At 34.8% G+C, this 17,666-nt stretch carries 17 protein-coding genes; 13 read left to right on the top strand and 4 right to left on the bottom strand.

Annotation, left to right across the window (positions count from 1 at the left end; genetic code table 11):
• Positions 1-7: 7 nt before the first annotated feature.
• The gene (locus FHR29_RS12165) at positions 8-616 is read right to left on the bottom strand and encodes an FMN-binding negative transcriptional regulator (RefSeq protein WP_183914949.1); all 609 of its coding nucleotides are present in this window, start codon (positions 614-616) and stop codon (positions 8-10) included.
• Positions 617-639: 23 nt separating this feature from the next.
• A complete protein-coding gene (locus tag FHR29_RS12160) occupies positions 640-1,530 on the bottom strand; it encodes a DMT family transporter (RefSeq protein WP_183914947.1) in 891 nt (296 codons plus the stop codon).
• Between the two features lie 25 nt (positions 1,531-1,555).
• Here FHR29_RS12160 and FHR29_RS12155 point away from each other — a divergent pair, with 25 nt between their 5' ends.
• The 5 genes from FHR29_RS12155 to FHR29_RS12135 all read left to right on the top strand — a co-directional run bounded on the left by FHR29_RS12155 (position 1,556) and on the right by FHR29_RS12135 (position 6,666).
• Positions 1,556-3,061 carry a PLP-dependent aminotransferase family protein gene (locus tag FHR29_RS12155; RefSeq protein WP_260292078.1) on the top strand — a complete coding sequence of 502 codons (1,506 nt, stop codon included), beginning with the start codon at positions 1,556-1,558 and terminating at the stop codon, positions 3,059-3,061.
• 433 nt (positions 3,062-3,494) lie between these two features.
• Positions 3,495-4,154, top strand: a complete 660-nt coding sequence (locus tag FHR29_RS12150) for a DUF6266 family protein (protein ID WP_183914945.1) — start codon at positions 3,495-3,497, stop codon at positions 4,152-4,154.
• Positions 4,155-4,574: 420 nt separating this feature from the next.
• A complete protein-coding gene (locus FHR29_RS12145) occupies positions 4,575-4,985 on the top strand; it encodes an Rrf2 family transcriptional regulator (RefSeq protein ID WP_021189475.1) in 411 nt (136 codons plus the stop codon).
• Positions 4,986-5,033: 48 nt separating this feature from the next.
• Positions 5,034-5,882: an SDR family oxidoreductase gene (locus tag FHR29_RS12140; protein ID WP_183914943.1), complete on the top strand. Its 849-nt coding sequence runs from the start codon at positions 5,034-5,036 to the stop codon at positions 5,880-5,882.
• Between the two features lie 130 nt (positions 5,883-6,012).
• Positions 6,013-6,666 (top strand): CatB-related O-acetyltransferase, encoded by a 654-nt coding sequence (locus FHR29_RS12135; protein ID WP_183914941.1) that lies wholly within the window; start codon positions 6,013-6,015, stop codon positions 6,664-6,666.
• Between the two features lie 26 nt (positions 6,667-6,692).
• Here the strand turns inward: FHR29_RS12135 and FHR29_RS12130 are convergent, their stop codons facing one another.
• Positions 6,693-8,762: a M48 family metalloprotease gene (locus FHR29_RS12130; RefSeq protein WP_183914939.1), complete on the bottom strand. Its 2,070-nt coding sequence runs from the start codon at positions 8,760-8,762 to the stop codon at positions 6,693-6,695.
• A 218-nt stretch (positions 8,763-8,980) separates the two neighbouring features.
• Here FHR29_RS12130 and FHR29_RS12125 point away from each other — a divergent pair, with 218 nt between their 5' ends.
• The 5 genes from FHR29_RS12125 to bla all read left to right on the top strand — a co-directional run bounded on the left by FHR29_RS12125 (position 8,981) and on the right by bla (position 11,320).
• Complete coding sequence (locus FHR29_RS12125) at positions 8,981-9,367, top strand: VOC family protein (protein ID WP_183914937.1); 387 nt, start codon at positions 8,981-8,983, stop codon at positions 9,365-9,367.
• 22 nt (positions 9,368-9,389) lie between these two features.
• Complete coding sequence (locus FHR29_RS12120; protein ID WP_221197853.1) at positions 9,390-9,548, top strand: DUF2200 family protein; 159 nt, start codon at positions 9,390-9,392, stop codon at positions 9,546-9,548.
• An 8-nt stretch (positions 9,549-9,556) separates the two neighbouring features.
• The gene (locus FHR29_RS12115; RefSeq protein ID WP_221197852.1) at positions 9,557-9,727 is read left to right on the top strand and encodes a VOC family protein; all 171 of its coding nucleotides are present in this window, start codon (positions 9,557-9,559) and stop codon (positions 9,725-9,727) included.
• A 22-nt stretch (positions 9,728-9,749) separates the two neighbouring features.
• Positions 9,750-10,109 carry a DUF2200 domain-containing protein gene (locus FHR29_RS12110; RefSeq protein WP_183914935.1) on the top strand — a complete coding sequence of 120 codons (360 nt, stop codon included), beginning with the start codon at positions 9,750-9,752 and terminating at the stop codon, positions 10,107-10,109.
• Between the two features lie 302 nt (positions 10,110-10,411).
• Entirely contained in the window at positions 10,412-11,320 is a 909-nt protein-coding gene (bla, locus tag FHR29_RS12105) for a class A beta-lactamase, subclass A2 (protein WP_021189480.1), read from the top strand.
• Here the strand turns inward: bla and FHR29_RS12100 are convergent.
• Entirely contained in the window at positions 11,315-12,307 is a 993-nt protein-coding gene (locus FHR29_RS12100; RefSeq protein WP_183914933.1) for a 2-hydroxyacid dehydrogenase, read from the bottom strand. The genes bla and FHR29_RS12100 overlap by 6 nt on opposite strands.
• Positions 12,308-12,707: 400 nt before the next feature.
• Between FHR29_RS12100 and FHR29_RS12095 the strand changes: the two genes are divergently transcribed.
• The 3 genes from FHR29_RS12095 to FHR29_RS12085 are packed head-to-tail and all read left to right on the top strand — an operon-like array spanning position 12,708 to position 17,659.
• The gene (locus tag FHR29_RS12095) at positions 12,708-13,232 is read left to right on the top strand and encodes a sigma-70 family RNA polymerase sigma factor (protein ID WP_153195087.1); all 525 of its coding nucleotides are present in this window, start codon (positions 12,708-12,710) and stop codon (positions 13,230-13,232) included.
• 45 nt (positions 13,233-13,277) lie between these two features.
• Entirely contained in the window at positions 13,278-14,312 is a 1,035-nt protein-coding gene (locus tag FHR29_RS12090; RefSeq protein ID WP_183914931.1) for a FecR family protein, read from the top strand.
• 23 nt (positions 14,313-14,335) lie between these two features.
• On the top strand, positions 14,336-17,659 hold the full coding sequence (locus FHR29_RS12085) for a SusC/RagA family TonB-linked outer membrane protein (RefSeq protein WP_183914929.1): 3,324 nt from the start codon (positions 14,336-14,338) through the stop codon (positions 17,657-17,659).
• Positions 17,660-17,666: the final 7 nt, after the last annotated feature.

Raw genomic sequence — 17,666 nt, 5'->3', positions numbered from 1 at the left:
TTATCAATTATAAAGTATCCTGTATGTATGAAGCAAGATCGTTATCTATTTTACTTGGACTACTTTTTAGTTGATGTATAATTCGTTGACGTTCTTCTTTTGTTTTATTTTGACTTAATTTCTTCTGCCCTTGTAACTCATTTACCTCTAACTCGAAGATCACTATACCTTGCATCATTCCCTTTTTGAATTTTTCAGAAAGATTATTCCACTGTTGTAAGTAATCTTTTTCATAAAATAAAATCATTTGCTCTAAAGCATTGATTTTAGCCTCTTCATCAGTTATAATTTTTGCAGTTCCATAAGCATGAACAGCAATATAATCCCAAGTAGGTACGCTTTCTACTTTATCATAATGTTGAGGAGATATATAAGCATGGGGTTCGGTAAAGATAACTAGCGAAGTATTTTTTGAAATATACGCGACTTGTTCATTATTTTTTGCAAAATGGGCAGTAAGAATAAGTTTATCTGAATTGTCGTTTACAACAAAAGGTAGCTGTGTAGCAATTGGAATATTATTCTTTACTGTAATTATAGTGGCAAAGCTATATTTTTTCATGAAAGCAATCTGCTCAGCTTCATGCTCAATTTTAAAATTATTGGGTATAAACATAATTTTATTTTAAATAGGATTTATTATTTAGCATATTTTTTTGATCCTGCAACGCAGAGTATGACAGCCATCGTTATTCCTATCATATTAAGACTTACTTTTTCATTCAAAAAAATTGATGCTACCGCTAGTCCAAGAAACGGTTGAAGTAATTGTAACTGTCCAATAGATGCAATTCCTCCTTGAGCTAATCCTTTATACCAAAATATGAAAGCTATAAACATGCTAAAAATAGAGACGTATGCTAGCCCGAACCATGCCTTTATATCTACGTTTGCAAATGATAGTGGTCTGTAAAAAAATACTAGGGGTATCATAAATGGCAGTGATAAGACTAGCGCCCAGGAAATTACTTGCCAGCCCCCCAATGTTTTTGAGAGTTTCGCCCCTTCTGCATATCCTAATCCACACAGTATCACGGCAACTAACATCAGTGAATTACCAAGTGGTGAGGTTGTTATTCCTTGTGCAATAGCATAACCTATTATAAAAAGGCTACCTATTATTGAGAATAACCAGAATAAAGGTTTCGGCCTTTCACCACCTCGAAGCACGCCAAAACTAGCGGTTGCAAGTGGAAGTAGTCCTAAAAATACAAGTGAATCTGCGGATGTAAGATATTGTAGTGCTAAAGCGCTTAAAAGAGGGAAGCCAATTACAACACCGACTGCAACTATAAACAAAGGAATAATTTGTTTTTGTGTAGGTTTTCTCTCTTTAAAAATTATTAATGCGCCTAAAGCAAGTAACCCAGCAATAGTGGCACGGGAAACTGTTAGAAATATAGGATTTAAATCTAATACCGCAATTCTTGTTGCAGGAAGAGAGCCGCTGAATAATAATACGCCTATAATGCCATTAATCCATCCGTTAGATCGAATCTTTGTTTCATAATTTATAGCTGTTTTTCTCATTAAATTTTCATTTGATCAAAAGTACATGAACATCATTTATGAGCACAGTATCAGTTTTGATTTATTTAATGGATACAGTTATATTTATATTATGAAAAGAGATTTTTTATACGATGAAATTGCTCGTAAAATCAGTAGTCAAATTAAAAGTGGCTTATTGCAACCTGGTGATCGCCTGCCATCAATCCGAACGTTCAGTCATGAGCAAGGGGTAAGTGTGAACACTGTCAAACGTGTATTTCTTGAATTAGAAGCACAGTCTCTTATTCAATCCAAGCCTCAGTCTGGTTATTTTGTTAGTCCGGCGTCTTACCTAAAGATTCCATTAACGGAAGTAAGTAAAACTTCACTAGGCATTGACAATGTCGAGCCAAAGGAACTTATTAGTCGGGTATATGCAAATATGGGAAAATCAGATCTGACACTATTCTCTATTGGCATTCCTTCTGGTAATTTGTTGCCATTAGCAAAATTGAAAAAAGAACTTATTCTCGCTACAAGGGCGTTAAAGGAAGGTGGAACTGAATATGAACCAATAGAAGGAAATTCAAAATTACGAAGAATGATTGCTGTCCGATCATTAGCATGGGGAGGGAAGTTACAAGAAAGTGATTTGGTAACGACTAATGGAGGTATGCATGCTTTATCTTTATGTTTAATGGCATTAACTAAACCGGGTGATACTTTAGCATTAGAAAGTCCCTGTTATCCTGGTATTTTACAGCTTGCAATAAGTCTAGGATTACAAGTTATTGAAGTGGCAACCCATCCGATTACAGGAATTGATATCGAGTCGTTAAAAAAAATAATACCAGTTATTCATGTATGTCTCTTAGTACCAAATTATAATACCCCGTTGGGAAGCTGTATTCCCGATAGTAATAAATATGAAATTGTTCATTTATTAGCAAAGCATCATATTCCAATAATAGAGGATGATGTATATGGAGATTTGTATTTTGGTTCTACAAGACCTAAATGCTGTAAATCTTACGATACAGAAGGAAATGTGCTTTGGTGCAGTTCTATTTCAAAGACTTTGGCACCAGGTTATCGGGTAGGTTGGATTGCTCCGGGCAAGTATAAAGAGCAGATTTTAAAGTTAAAACTCGTACATGCTATATCTTCAACATCCGTGGTCCACGAAGCTGTAGGAAACTTTTTAAAATCTGGACGGTACGACAATCATCTTAGACATCTTCGAAGTACACTATCTGACAACTTTCAGCATTATGCCCAGACTATCGCTTCATACTTTCCGGAAGGAACTAAAATAAGTCGTCCACAAGGAGGACTTGCATTATGGGTTGAGTTTAATGAAAACATAGATACGGCCGAACTGTACGAATTTGCACTTAAACACAATATAAGTATTGCACCAGGACGGATGTTTACCCTACAAGATCAATATAATAGCTGTATGAGGCTTTGTTATGGACTTCCTTGGAACAATGAATTGAAATTTAAACTGAAACAACTGGGTAATTTTGCCAAAATTCTTGATAAAAAAATTATAAATAGTTTGATTTAATATATCTCTAACTCGTTGTGCATTATGATTTAGGGCTATAAATAAGACAAATAAGTTGTTCATTACTCTGATAATCAGTAAACTGTTTTTTCATGCGAGCCGGAGCAGGCTTATGCTTATTTCTTCCATTTCATCAGTTTTGTTAAGGGCAATGAGTTTCAGCCAGAATATTTTTGTTACACAACCGGAGGTTCCTCTCTTTAATTTTTAGGTGCAGCAAACGAAGATCAGATGATTACCAAATTATACCTTTTAACATTATTTGTTCAGTGTTTGTTCAGTGCTTGCTCAGTGATCACTCAGTGTAGACTGTATCAATATTGACTGATTACTGTCTAAAAATTGATTAAAAAGTGCTATTAATTAAAATTTGGTATTAGGTTGTTTCCGTTTTAATGTTTATCTTAATTATCTATAAACTAGTTAGGTAATTATGGCAATCATCAAAAATGGCGTTAATGGGACTGTTTCTGGGAAAGCAGGTTCTGTTGTGTTTGTCTTAACGAAAACAGGAAATTATGTGCGTTCTCTCCCTCGCGTTAAAAAACGGGAACCTACACCTGAGCAACTGCTCAGTAGAACACGCTTCAAAATTGTGAGGTCGCATATTAGTATGTTAAATCCCATTATCAATATTGGTTATAAGGCATACAGCTATCCTAAGCGGGCATATGACGTGGCGATGTCTTATAATTTGAACGAAGCACTTATTCAGAAAGAAGACGATTTTGTAGTTGACTGGCAGAAATTTATGATTGCCAAAGGAAGCCCGAATCCCATCACTTCCTACACGATGGATTTCGATCAAGAAAATCAAGTGATTCGCGCTACTTGGGAATATGATGTTTATCTGGAGAAGAAGTTTAACACCAGGTCTTACGATTCCTTCTTAATCCTGTATAATGCAGAAGATAATGGGGGTGAATATCCACTTTTGATGAACGACTCGAAAGACAGCTTAATATCTGGCAAACAAAATGTTAAAATCCCGAAACATAAAAAGGAAGTGACGTATGAAGTGTTTATATTTTTTGTAGAGAGCTATGGTGGTGGTAATACAGACAGTATGCACTTGGGTAAGATAAAGGTTTGAGCGGTATCTGGTGTCATTATTCCAGGGTGAATGTAAACTGGAGGTACGACCTTTGAAACAGATTTAATAAATTAAAGAAACCCGTTGTGCATTATGATTTAGGGCTATAAAGAAGTTGTTCATTACTCTGATAATCAGTAAATTGTTTTTACGACAAAACGATTTAGAATGAACAACCTATTCGCAAATTACGAAAGAATATTGGGAGTTTTAAGAGTAATATCAATAATTTAAAAATTAGCACTATTTAAAATACACAACGGGTTATCTCTAATAATATTTCATTAGGATAATCTAGACCTAAGTCTTGTTGTGGATCTCATGCTATTTTTATGATTTTTTCCAGGGAATTGTCATTTCAAATTCAATTGTAATAAAATTTGTTACAATATAAAAAATATTCCTAACTTTGTTGGTGATATGAATAATACAAGATTTTCAACAGCTATACATATATTAACATTGCTGGCTGATAGTGGAGAAAATTGGGTGAACTCGGATTGGATTGCAGGTAGTATTAACACGAATGCTGCGATGGTGCGGAAAGAACTAAGTGCATTGCAAGATGCAGGTTTTGTCATAGGACGTAAGGGCAAAGAGGGAGGTTCTCGGTTAAATAAGCCGAGTAGCCAAATTTCATTGGCAGATATCTATGTGGCAGTGAAGAATACTGAAGTGCTAGGTAAAAAGAATTTAAATACGAATCCGCAATGTCCAGTCGGTAAACAGATTAATAAGGAGTTAGATCAGCTCTATTCTGATACCGATCAATTGGTGATTAATTCGTTAAAAGGGCTGACATTGGAAAATTTCGCGAAGAAATTTCGTTAGTTTTTTTTTGCTTTTAAATGTAACAAAATTTATTACAATATAGAATTTATGAAAATAGGAATAACAGGTGCAACTGGACATCTAGGACGTCTGGTAGTGGGAAAATTAAAAGAAAAAACTGCAAGCAGCAATTTAGTTGCATTAGTGCGTGACACTCAAAAAGCTCGTGACTTAGGTATCGAAGCACGCTTATTTGATTATAATAAACCGGATACTTTGGTCGAGTCATTGAAAGGAATTAATCATTTATTATTGATATCAGGAAATGAAATTGGACAACGTCAGGCGCAACATGAAAACGTTATCAAGGCTGCAAAAGAGGCGGGAGTAGAATGGATTGTATATACGAGCCTTTTACATGCTGATAAATCTTCATTGGTGTTGGCAAATGAACATCTATTAACGGAGGAAATTCTAAAATCATCGGGTGTGCCTTTTACTATTTTGCGCAATGGTTGGTATACTGAAAATTATACCGCTTCTGTTCCTACAGCCTTACAAAATGGTGCATTATTTGGTAGTGCAGGAGAGGGGAAAATAGCATCTGCAGCGAGAGCTGATTATGCTGAAGCGGCAGCAGTAGTTTTAACCAGTGCAGATCAACAAAATAAGGTATACGAGTTAGCAGGTGACTACGCTTACACCTTAGCTGAGTTGGCTGAAGAGATTTCAAATCAAACCGGGAAAGTTATTCCTTATAAAAATTTAAGTGAGTCAGATTATGCGAAAGCTTTAATAGAAGCAGGTTTACCTGAAGGATTAGCAACTGCTATCGCAAGTTTTGATAAAGGAGCTGCAAATGGTGATTTGTATGATGATGAAAAACAGTTATCTACTTTGATCGGTCGTCCAACAACTTCGCTGACCACTGCTGTCGAAGCAGCTTTAGCAGGATAAAATTTAGCGTAGTTCTAAAAAAAAGGAGTATCAGAAATGATACTCCTTTTTTTTAGAACTACTTCCTATATCATATTCATATCGTACCCTATTTGAGAATATTTTATAAATTGCATAAAAAGATTCTAGAATGAGTACAAAACAAGATCAGATTAAGCATTGGTCCCGTGTTGAATATTTGCACGAAACTCATACCAATCCCAATATTCATATTAAGGGCAACACAAGTTATTACAGTAACGCCTGGACTGGAAATTTTGAAGAATGTGTTGTTCGTTATTTGTATGGAGATGTGTACAGTTTAAATCAATGGGAACCTGCCTGGGTAATAGATCAGTTATATATTGGTTCGCATGTTTGCATAGCAGCTGAAGCTGTAATATTGATGGGGGGAAATAATACTCATCGGTCTGATTGGTTTAGTTTATATCCTTTTGTTGAATCTATCGTAGAATCGTATCAAAGTAAAGGAGATACTATAATTGGTAATGGTGTTTGGATAGGGATGCGTGCTATGATTCTTCCGGGTATTCAGATTGGAGAGGGCGCTATTATTGCTTCAGGAGCTGTTGTTACAAAAGATGTTGCACCCTATAGTGTTGTTGCTGGAAATCCGGCAAAGCATATTAAGTTTAGGTTTCAATCGGATACGATTATTTCATTGCGTGATTTAAAAATTTATGATTGGGATGAGGCGAAATTTAAACATTTACAGTCATTTATATGTGGAAACGATATAGAACGATTGATAGAGGAAGCATGCAAATATGAAGCCTCCCTGTAATATGTAGTTGAAAACAATTTAAGAAATTAGAGGTTATTTGTTTTTTTGAGGTTATTTTCTTGTAGCGTTAACATAATTTGTAAAAATTCATTTTTCTTAAAAAAATGATTCTCTTCCAACAAGTGGTTATAGTTGGTGATAGCATTAAATAAAACTTCTAGGTTCTCATCTTGATATTGGTCAAAATTGAAATACATAAGATCATTAGATAGGTATCTATTTAAAGAGTTCAGATTCTCTTCATTAAGATCTTTTGTAATTCCAGGTTGTTCTAAGAGTTTTTTCAATTCGCATTTAAGTTCGATCTCACGTCTTTTGAGATCACTGAATTTTGCTTCTATCTCTGCAAAAGGTGTAGTCTCGAAAATAAATCGTGTATTTTCAATAAGCTCTTGATATAACTTTTGTTTACTGTCAAATGATTTTTGATAGGAAGCGAAATCATAATATAATTGCTCAAATAAGACTTCAGTTTCTTGTTCTTTGGCCAATTGAAAGAAATAATGATATACCAAACAATTGTTCTTTTTTATTTTATTTTCGATATCACTGATTTCATTATCTATTCTACGAAGAATTTGATCTGACTCTGAAGCTAAATATCTCACTCCATCATAATCAAATGTCTTTACTTCAAGCATATTCGTATGAATAGCTTCAATGGTTGCTTTGTCATTTTTAAGTGCAATTAATGTATAGATTTCATCACGCCATTGATCTGAAAATAATTCTTCAAATTTCGATACGCTATTATTTTCGAATTTGAGAGGCGGACCTTCTACACTAGGATTGTTATGATCGTAGAAGTTATTAAATATGGAATCGAAAGTATATTTATTTACTATTTCGGAATAGGATGTTTTAAACATTTCTATTGGAAATACAGTAGGATTTTCTGTGTATTGAATAGAAGAAAACAGTTTATTAGAAATATGAAGAGCAATAGCAGCATTATTGGAAAGTAGATTTATTGCAGGGGTATTAATTATATCAGATTTAACAATGTTAAGATTTAAAAGAGCCTGAACGCGGTCTTCTTCGGATGGGTGAGTAGCCCATTGGTTTTCAAGGTTTAATTTTGATTTGTTATACTTTTTTAAGGTTGCTATTTGAATTTGTGGTAGATCATTTTCGATTAAATAGTTGTTTTTTTTCGCTAGAAAGTTCATAGCGTAATGATGCTCAAGATAAATATTCTCGCTACGAACGTTAACATTTATTTTTTGTTCGTAAAAATTTAAAACGCCTTCCATTGCATGATTTGCAAGACTTAATCGTAATAATGAATCAGCTAAGGCTTGTGATCCAGCGACGTTTGCGGCAATTTCATCAGCATGGAATTCCATTTCACGGGAAAGAGCCATGTAGTTGATATTGATGTATTCATATAGCTTTTTTAAAATACTTTGTATCTTTTGAATGATAAAAACTGAAATTCCAATAAAAATGGTGGCATATCCTGTTACATTTCCCCATTTTTCAAACATCCTATCTAAAGATTCATTTTTGTACAGCATGTTATAAATAATTTGATTGACATGATATACATAACTTCCTACTTTCATGCTACGTTGAGAAAAGTGTCCAAATTCATGAGCTAATATGGCTTTTAATTCTTGATGTGTAACTGCATTTATCAGACCTACACCAATTTGTAAGTTTTTGCGGATAGGGAGGAACATACTCCAAAAATTAGAATTATAAAAAACGGAAGCATTTACTTCATAAGACAGAAAAACTTTTTTAGGAAAGCTGGTTTTTACTTCATTTACTACTTCATGAATGAGTGCAAATAGTTGTGGTTCATCTTTTTGAGTTATTTCTGTCAGATGTCCTATGTCTATTTTTGTAGAAGCAAAAATGAATTTCACGAGGAAAAACAAAATTGATAATCCTGATGCAAATAATCCCAGACATAAGACCGCAGTATAGAACATTGGTTTAGCCATGAAGATCCAAATGCCGGCAAATGTGAAACCTAAAGTAAGAGAGACTGCTAAAGCAAGAAGAAAAAGATAGGTTAATGCAAAAACAAATATGAAAAACACTGTTTTTTTTGCATATTTTTTAAAATTCGAGGATACTTCTACTTTCATAATTTATTAATAATACTTTAAATTATGATTTTTTTTGAACAAAAAAAATTTAGCATTTACTTAGAGATATACGTTCTTGACAAGGGGGTAACATAAGTTTAATTAACCTGAGTAAAGAAATAGTACGAAACATATTATTGGACCTATTTTTTCGTATATTTATTCTAATAAAATGAGCGATAATTTCTTAAATTTTATCCCTAATTGAAATCCTAAATATGAAAAAAGTAACTGGGCTTGGAGGTGTGTTTTTTAAATGCGAGGATCCTCAAAAGATGAACGACTGGTATGCCAAGAATCTAGGTTTGGAAGCTGGTGAATATGGCGCAACTTTTAAATGGCGCGACCTTGATAACCCATCGGTTAAGGGGGCAACAGCATGGTGTACATTTCCTCATGAATCTGAATATTTTAATCCTTCTGTAAAGCCCTTTATGATCAATTACCGTGTCGAAAACCTTGTTGCGCTGGTTGAGGAATTAAAAAAAGATAATGTCACTATTGTAGATGAAATTTCGGAGTATGATTATGGAAAATTTATTCATGTATTAGATCCTGAAGGTAATATCATTGAACTCTGGGAACCAATTGGGGATCTGGAATAGCATCGTCAAATAAAATAATAGTATGAAAAGTACCGCTGGACATGATGAACGAATAGCAAAAATGATATTTGCATCGGTTTATCCTCATTATCTCGAAAAAGTTGAAAAGAAAGGTAGAACAAAAGAGGAGCTGCATCAGGTTATTTTCCTCATGAATCTGAATATTTTAATCCTTCTGTAAAGCCCTTTATGATCAATTACCGTGTCGAAAACCTTGTTGCGCTGGTTGAGGAATTAAAAAAAGATAATGTCACTATTGTAGATGAAATTTCGGAGTATGATTATGGAAAATTTATTCATGTATTAGATCCTGAAGGTAATATCATTGAACTCTGGGAACCAATTGGGGATCTGGAATAGCATCGTCAAATAAAATAATAGTATGAAAAGTACCGCTGGACATGATGAACGAATAGCAAAAATGATATTTGCATCGGTTTATCCTCATTATCTCGAAAAAGTTGAAAAGAAAGGTAGAACAAAAGAGGAGCTGCATCAGGTTATAAAATGGTTAACCGGTTTTGATGAACAACAGTTGCAGGATCAAATTGATCAGAAAGTAAATTTTGAAACATTCTTTGAAAATGCAAATCTTAACGTTAATGCCAGTCTTATTACTGGTGTAATATGTGGTTATCGTGTAGAGGAAATTATAAATCCTCTAACACAGAAAGCTAGATATCTCGATAAGATCATAGATGAATTAGCAAAAGGGAAAAAAATGGAAAAAATTTTGCGATGAGTTTGTTAATTATTTGTATATTAGATTGTTGTAAATGATTGTTGTTTCTTTGTTTTATTGAAGCTAACTCAATATATAATAAGTAAAGCCGTTTGCATTCGTGTAGACGGCTTATTTTTTTAATAACCTGACTTGATGTTAACAGAGATTAGTAAAAAATAATTTTAACTTTACAGTTGGTCGACCGACTGTGATTGCTTACTATTATCAATAGTAAGCAATCAAAATGAATGAGGATATATAGATAGGTTAACTGTTATCTATTCTTCCTAAAATATCAGAACATAAATGATTTAAATCTCATGGGAAAACTCTTACAAATTGCATTCTTTTCATTACTATTTACTATAACTGCTCATGCACAAAGTATAGAGGGGTTAAGAAAAAATATTCAGCAGATCATGCAGAACAAAGATGCTGTTGTTGGTGTAGCAATAAACGGCATTAATCATAGTGATACATTGGGTGTAAATGCCGATAGACGACTTCCTATGCAAAGTGTTTTTAAATTTCCATTGGCGATTGTCATGTTAACAGAAATCGATAAGGGTAATTTTAAACTTGATCAAAAGATAGAAATTACGAAGCGTGATCTTACACCAGAAATTTGGAGTCCAATTCGGGAAAAATATCCTACCGGAACAACGCTTACGATAAAGGAAATTCTGGAATATACAATCACTTTAAGTGACAATGTAGGATGTGATGTTCTTTTAAAACTTCTCGGCGGGCCTCAGGTTGTAGAAAGCTATTTCGCAAAAAAAGGATTTAAGGACATATCGATTAAAATTAATGAAAAGACGATGCAAAGTAATTGGGATAAACAGTTTTTGAACTGGTCAACACCCAAAGAAATGAATCGAATTTTGCAGACCTATTATGTGAATAAGAATAATTTGCTTTCGATGCCGATGTATGATTTTTTGTGGACAACCATGAAGTCTACTAATACAGGTCTTAAACAATTGAAAGGACAACTTCCTGATCAAACAGTTGTAGCACACAAGACTGGCTCATCTGGAACTAATAAGAAAACTGGAATAACGGCTGCACTCAATGATGTTGGAGTTGTTTTACTTCCAAACGGTGAGTACTTTGTGATCAGTGTCTTTGTAACCCATTCGAAAGAAAATCAGGAAACGAACGAACGTATTATTTCAGATATAGCTAAAGCGGCTTGGGATTTTTTTACAGGAGCTAATCAATTATAGTAATACTTCTGGATCAGTTGTTCCTTTTTTTATCAAATCATCAATACTTTTCAGTGTTCTTTGAGATATTTGTTCTAATGCTTCCTTTGTGAAAAAAGCCTGATGGGCAGTAACTAAAACATTAGGGAAGCTCAACAATAACTGAATGGTGTCATCGTCAATAATTGTTGCCGATAAATCTTTAAAGAAAAGTTTCTCTTCCTGCTCATAAACATCGATACCAAGTAGGCCTATCTTTTTAGTTTTTAATGCTTGTATTGCATCATTGGTATTAATCAGATTACCTCTGCTCGTATTGATTATTGTGACACCATATTTCATTTTATCAATAGATTCTTTGTTAATTAGATAATGGTTGTCAGCTGTAAGAGGGCAGTGTAGCGATATGATATCAGATTCCATAAAGAGTGTTTCTAATGCGACATATTTTACACCTAGATTAATTAACGTTTCATCAGGGTATAAATCATACGCAATAACCTCTGCCCCAAATCCCAGTGCTATTTTAACAAATGCTTTTCCTATTTTACCGGTCCCTACCACACCAATTTTCTTTTGGAAGAGATTGAATCCCAATAAACCGTTTAATGAAAAATTTTGTTCACGCACACGATTATAAGCCTTATGAGTTTTTCTATTTAAGGTCAATAGCATAGCCATTGCGTGTTCTGCTACAGCTTCTGGTGAATAAGCGGGGACACGGCAAACTTGAATATCAAAATCTCTAGCAGCTTCTAAATCAACATTATTGAATCCCGCGCATCTCAAAGCGATGTACTTAACTCCTTTTTTTGCAAGAATTTCAATGACATTTCTATTTAGTTTGTCATTTACAAAAACGCATACTGCATCTTCATTTTCAATTGCATTTACGATATGAGGTCCTAAATGTGTTTCAAAAAAATGAAGTTCAAAACCATATTTTTCATTTTCTTTTTCGAAGAATTCTCGATCGTATGGCTTGGTTGAAAAGAAGGCTATTTTCATAACAAATATTTTATATAAACTTAAGTAAATTTGCCAGTATCTACAATGATTTCATTAAGTTAAATGTCACGACTACTATCAATTTCCTTTTCAATCGATACTTTTTAAAAATTCGTAAGTAAATGTTACGTTTCTTTGTTATTGAAACTGTAATTTGAATATTTTTTTCTATGGATACACATATATTCAATTATTGATATTTTTTTTATTCCAAAAGGAGATTAAATTTATTCATTTAGATGTTTTATGGTTTTAAATTCTTTTAATAATGGTTTAAATAAAATTTACTAGCCCTTAGAGCTCTGTTTAGTGTATGATTTTATTTGTTTTTAATCAATTGTAACATAATTATGAATAATTGGTATTAGTAGCTATCTTAGTTTCGGCACTAACCTAAGATATGTCTAACCAAACCTTGATCTCTACCGCAGAATTTGAGCGTATTTATGAAAAATGGAACCGAAAAGTCTATCAATATGCTTTAAGCAAGACTTCTTCCACTTATATTGCCGAAGAAACTGTACAACGTGTATTTATCAAGCTTTGGAATAATATTTTTCAAAAGAAAGTGCATGTAGAAATAGAAGCTCAACTATTTTGCATCGCTCGTACCACACTTTTGGATATTGTGAAAGAAGAAAGGAAGAGGCAGGATCTATTGCATATAAAAGTTGAAACTGATCAAGTTCCCACACCGTCAGAGTTATATCGCTTAAAGGAACTGAATGAACGGTATGAGGACATCGTGTCAAGAATGCCAGAATCTAGAAGAAAGGTGTTCATGATGAGCAGGTTCGAAAATTTGACTTATAAAGAGATCGCAGAAAGATTGTCGATTACACCCAAAACCGTTGAAAATCATATCGCTTTGGCATTAAAAGTTTTGAAAAAAATGTTTGTGTTTATCATTCATCTATTTTTTTAAAAATCGGCTTGGGGGTAAGTGACGTTTCTACCGTATTCTTATTATATGAAGATTACGAGAGAACTTATCAATCGATACCTAAAGAATCAATGTTCGGCTGAAGAGGCTGCTTATCTGGAAGATTACATAGCACATTTGGGAGAATCTATTGATCAGCTATTGTCTAAAGAAGAATGGGATCTTACCGACGAAAATTTAGATTATCCCAATCAGCAGGAAATCAAAGATAAAATATTCGCTTTTGCTAAAAAGCAAAATGTTTTAAAATATAATAGGAAATTAGTTCGCATTGTATCTGCTGCGGCTGCTGTAATTGTTTTTATTCTTGGCTTTTATGTGAGCTTAAATCCATTTTTAAATCAGCCTGCGCCAGAGGTTAGGAAAATAGCTGCTATTAAAGATCAGAATGAAGAGATAAGTAATCTATATTACATAAATTCAGGCAATGACAATATGTTATTAACGGCTAGTGACGGATCTGTTATTACACTTTATCCGCAGTCTGAAATCAAATATGCTGAAGATTTTAGTATCCAGCAGGAGAGAGTGCTGTACCTGAAGGGGAAAGCAAAATTTGAGGTTGCCAAAGATAAATCCAAGCCATTTCGTGTACATTCCACCGGTGTAGTTACTACAGCTTTAGGAACGGTTTTTAGTGTTGATGAATTGCGATCTACTCAAACGCAGATCAAATTGATGGAAGGTAAAATAGAGGTGAAAGCTGTGGATCATCAGAGAGGGAAAGAATTAGTGCGGACCTTTTTGCCACACGAAGAGATTACCTTGGATCATCGTGAATTAAAGGTTGTCGAAGAGATAAAGACTCATACAATAGGAACAGATCGAGGTGGTCATTTTCTTCAAAATAACCAGATCATCCAGTTTAAAAATATAGCCCTAGAGGATGTTTTGACAATTCTGATGCAAAACTATGACATCAAGTTGCAATACGATAAATCATTGATCAGTAATAAATTTTACAGCGGAACTTTTACGAATAAAACGAATGTCTTTGAAGAAATTATCAGAGAAATTAACTACTTACATCATGCCGGCATAAATTACACCAATCCACAATAATAAACAATTAAACCAAACAAATTATGAGCAACTTTTTATCTAAAAAGCATCAGTTTCAAACTGTGCTGCTACTTCGATTTAAAAGTCCACGTACTAACTGGCCCCTTCGACTCGGAATGTTGGGATTACTGAGTATGGGATTTCATGTGGGGTACGGGCAGTCAACAGCTTCTGTAAGTGGAGTTGTCAGGGATGGAAGTAATAATCCCATCAGTGGCGCTACTGTAAGTATTGAAAATCTGTCTACGAAGTATAAACAGATGAATACGACGAATGCAGCAGGAACTTTTTCGTTTGACCGTATTCCAGAGGGGCAGGGATACGAAATTAAAATCAGTTTTGTAGGCTTCAAGACCAAAGTACTTAGTAACTATAATATTGATTCAAAAGATAAAGTTGCTATTACTGTTGCTCTAGAGCAAGAACAGGAAAGTTTAGAAGAGGTTGTAGTAGTTGGTTATGGAAAGCAAAAAAAAGCAAATATTACAGGTTCAGTGGCTTCGGTCAATGCCGAACAATTAAAGAATATTTCGCCTTCTAACCTTTCTAATGCCTTAGCTGGACGTGCCGCAGGTATAAATGTTACGAATACTTCGGGTATGGCGGGAGCTTCCTCAAGTCTACGCATTCGTGGTAGTTTTGCAGAACCTTTGTATGTGATTGACGGAATTGTACGGGATAAAGCGGCATTCGATGCTTTGGAAGCCAATGAAGTGGATCAGATGAGTTTTTTGAAAGATGCCGCAACAGCTGCGGTCTACGGGACAAGAGCGGGTAACGGTGTTGTGGTTGTCACAACTAAAAAGGGATCAGCTCAGGAGCCTGTATTTAATGTGCAAAGTAATTATAGTTTTGGTGCTCCTACTCAAACGCTTTTAGCAGATATTACGACTGCGGCTGATGAACTGACTTATCAAAATCGGGTATCTCAATTTCTTTGGGAAAATGGCTCTAGAACAGAACCATGGGTAGCACCTAATGGACAGGCTGAGTTTGATTATTTCAAGGATAAGGACTATAGTGTTAATGATAATATCTGGAGAAACCCTTTTAGTCACCGACAATCGATCTCAGTGTCGGGTGGTGGAGACCGAATTACCTATTATAATTTAGTCAGTTATCGTAAAGAAAATGGATCTTACAAATCATTGGATCATGAAAAATTCAATTTAAGGAGTAATGTGAGTGCCAAGATTACGGATGATTTTACGATTGATGTTAATATCTCGGCCAATCAAATCAATTCCAAACGTTTTTATTGGCCATTTAGTACTTCCGCTAATGATGATGATTTTGATGTGTCAGATTTTTATCGCGTAACATTCAATTGGCCTAAAATGTATCCGTTTTATTTAAACGCAGATGGATCTCCAAGTAATTCTCCCACAGCATATCCTGTTCAGACACCCATGGGGAGCTGGCAAGCCTGGAATGTGATTGACCAAGTAGTTGGGAATCGATATATCGATCGTAAAGTTCGTCAGGTAAACCCAATCATGACGTTGAATTATAAGTTGGATAAACTCATAGAGGGCTTGTCGACAAAAGTTGTAGGTAGCTATCTCGCTGAAGATTATATGCGTAAAAGGTTTATGACCTTCCAAAAGAACTATACATTTACTTCTCTGAATCCGGATGGAAATAGGTTTATACCTGCACCACCTTCCGAAGACAAAGTGAATATTTTTACTTTTAGTCAAGCACAGCCTTTTATGGATTATTCTCCTCAGCGGGAGTGGGAATATCAGGTCAACTGGTTTTTGAATTATAACCGTAAATTTAATAAACATGCCATTGATGCGTTGTTGGTCTATGAACAATTTAAAGCTGGTGGAACCTATGTAACATCCCGTGCTGAAAATCCAATTGTTAGTATTGATCAAATGTTTATTTACCCGACGGATCGTAATTTTAGAGCTACTGATGCGTATGAAACTATTAATTCTAGAAGGGGATTTATCGGACGTGCAAATTATAACTACGCAGATAAATATATTGCTGAATTTTCATTTAGATATGATGGTTCGCCCTTATTCCCCGGCGATAAACGGTGGGGATTTTTTCCATCCATGTCAGCTGCTTGGCGTGTGTCGGAAGAACAGTTTTTCTTAGATATTAAAAATACGGTGAGTGATCTAAAGTTAAGAGCTTCATATGGAACAACAGGGAATGATCTTGATGTTAATGCGCAAAGGATCGGACAATTTTTGTATCAGGAAAAATATAGGCCTTCAGGTGGCTACATGTTTGGTGATCGTTACTATAATGGCATTGCCTATGGTGATACACCTACACAGAACCTGACTTGGACGACATCCAAAAGTGTTAATATCGGTTTGGATTTTGGTTTTGTAAATAATAAACTAAGTGGCTCAATAGATGTGTTTAATCGTAAGGAAACAGATATTTTAGGACGGCGTACTTTGAAAATTCCGGATAATTATGGACGGTCATTGGCTCCGGAAAACTATGCTGCTCGAAGTTATAAAGGTGGAGAGGTATCTGTTAATTGGAATGATCGTGTGGGTGAAGTAGGTTATGGAATCACAGCTAATATGGGGTATGCAAAAGATCGTTGGGATGTCTATGATGAAGAGCCTGCATTTGCTGTTGGGGGAACGCGCAATTTCGAATCTCGAATAGGAAGACCTGAAAATCGAATCGTCGGCTTTGAAGCTGTGGATCTTGTTAGAACACAGGAGCAATTAGATGCATTGAAGAGCAGTGGGTTTAAAACATATGGTCGTGATCCATACTTAGGTATGATTTTGTACAAAGATATTCGTGGAGCTAATTATTCTGAAAGCCCAGATGGTAAGATCGATGATAATGATCTGACGTTGCTTTCCGAAAATAATACTCCACGCATCAATTACGGTTTTGGGCTAAATGCAAACTGGAAAGGTTTTTCTGTTTCAGCTTTATTGCAGGGTGTACTGGCATATGATCGTGTTATAAGTAATTTGGAAGGTGGGGGAATTCGTCAGCATGGCGGTACTTTTCGACCGTATTATCCTATCTGGGCAGGCGATGTTTGGACAGCAGATAATCCACAGGCAGATTATCCGAGAGTAGTGGGTTCCAACTGGCAGGAGTCGGGAACAGGTGCTTCGAGTTTTTGGATTCGTAATGGTGCATATTTGCGCCTAAGAGATTTAAATATATCATATAGTTTACCGCAGTCAATTACAAAGTCGATGAAAATAAACAGTGTGAATGTATTCTTTAATGGAACAAACTTATTTGTGCTTTCTCCTATGACCGAGTTTCATGATCCAGAACAGAAAATGTATGATTCCTATCCTGTTATGAAAACATTTACCTTGGGTTTGGATGTTAAATTTTAATTGAAAA

The organism is Sphingobacterium sp. JUb56 (assembly GCF_014191365.1).
GTDB lineage: Bacteria > Bacteroidota > Bacteroidia > Sphingobacteriales > Sphingobacteriaceae > Sphingobacterium > Sphingobacterium anhuiense.
The sequence above is the reverse complement of the archived record's forward strand: the minus strand, read 5'-3'. Positions and strand labels throughout refer to the sequence as shown.

Excerpts from the sequence above, each read along its gene's own strand:
- FHR29_RS12165 (WP_183914949.1), bottom strand. The coding sequence starts at position 616 with ATGTTTATACCCAATAATTTTAAAATTGAGCATGAAGCTGAGCAGATT.
- FHR29_RS12160 (WP_183914947.1), bottom strand. The coding sequence starts at position 1,530 with ATGAGAAAAACAGCTATAAATTATGAAACAAAGATTCGATCTAACGGA.
- FHR29_RS12155 (WP_260292078.1), top strand. The coding sequence starts at position 1,556 with ATGAACATCATTTATGAGCACAGTATCAGTTTTGATTTATTTAATGGA.
- FHR29_RS12150 (WP_183914945.1), top strand. The coding sequence starts at position 3,495 with ATGGCAATCATCAAAAATGGCGTTAATGGGACTGTTTCTGGGAAAGCA.
- FHR29_RS12145 (WP_021189475.1), top strand. The coding sequence starts at position 4,575 with ATGAATAATACAAGATTTTCAACAGCTATACATATATTAACATTGCTG.
- FHR29_RS12140 (WP_183914943.1), top strand. The coding sequence starts at position 5,034 with ATGAAAATAGGAATAACAGGTGCAACTGGACATCTAGGACGTCTGGTA.
- FHR29_RS12135 (WP_183914941.1), top strand. The coding sequence starts at position 6,013 with ATGAGTACAAAACAAGATCAGATTAAGCATTGGTCCCGTGTTGAATAT.
- FHR29_RS12130 (WP_183914939.1), bottom strand. The coding sequence starts at position 8,762 with ATGAAAGTAGAAGTATCCTCGAATTTTAAAAAATATGCAAAAAAAACA.
- FHR29_RS12125 (WP_183914937.1), top strand. The coding sequence starts at position 8,981 with ATGAAAAAAGTAACTGGGCTTGGAGGTGTGTTTTTTAAATGCGAGGAT.
- FHR29_RS12120 (WP_221197853.1), top strand. The coding sequence starts at position 9,390 with ATGAAAAGTACCGCTGGACATGATGAACGAATAGCAAAAATGATATTT.
- FHR29_RS12115 (WP_221197852.1), top strand. The coding sequence starts at position 9,557 with ATGATCAATTACCGTGTCGAAAACCTTGTTGCGCTGGTTGAGGAATTA.
- FHR29_RS12110 (WP_183914935.1), top strand. The coding sequence starts at position 9,750 with ATGAAAAGTACCGCTGGACATGATGAACGAATAGCAAAAATGATATTT.
- bla (WP_021189480.1), top strand. The coding sequence starts at position 10,412 with ATGGGAAAACTCTTACAAATTGCATTCTTTTCATTACTATTTACTATA.
- FHR29_RS12100 (WP_183914933.1), bottom strand. The coding sequence starts at position 12,307 with ATGAAAATAGCCTTCTTTTCAACCAAGCCATACGATCGAGAATTCTTC.
- FHR29_RS12095 (WP_153195087.1), top strand. The coding sequence starts at position 12,708 with ATGTCTAACCAAACCTTGATCTCTACCGCAGAATTTGAGCGTATTTAT.
- FHR29_RS12090 (WP_183914931.1), top strand. The coding sequence starts at position 13,278 with ATGAAGATTACGAGAGAACTTATCAATCGATACCTAAAGAATCAATGT.
- FHR29_RS12085 (WP_183914929.1), top strand. The coding sequence starts at position 14,336 with ATGAGCAACTTTTTATCTAAAAAGCATCAGTTTCAAACTGTGCTGCTA.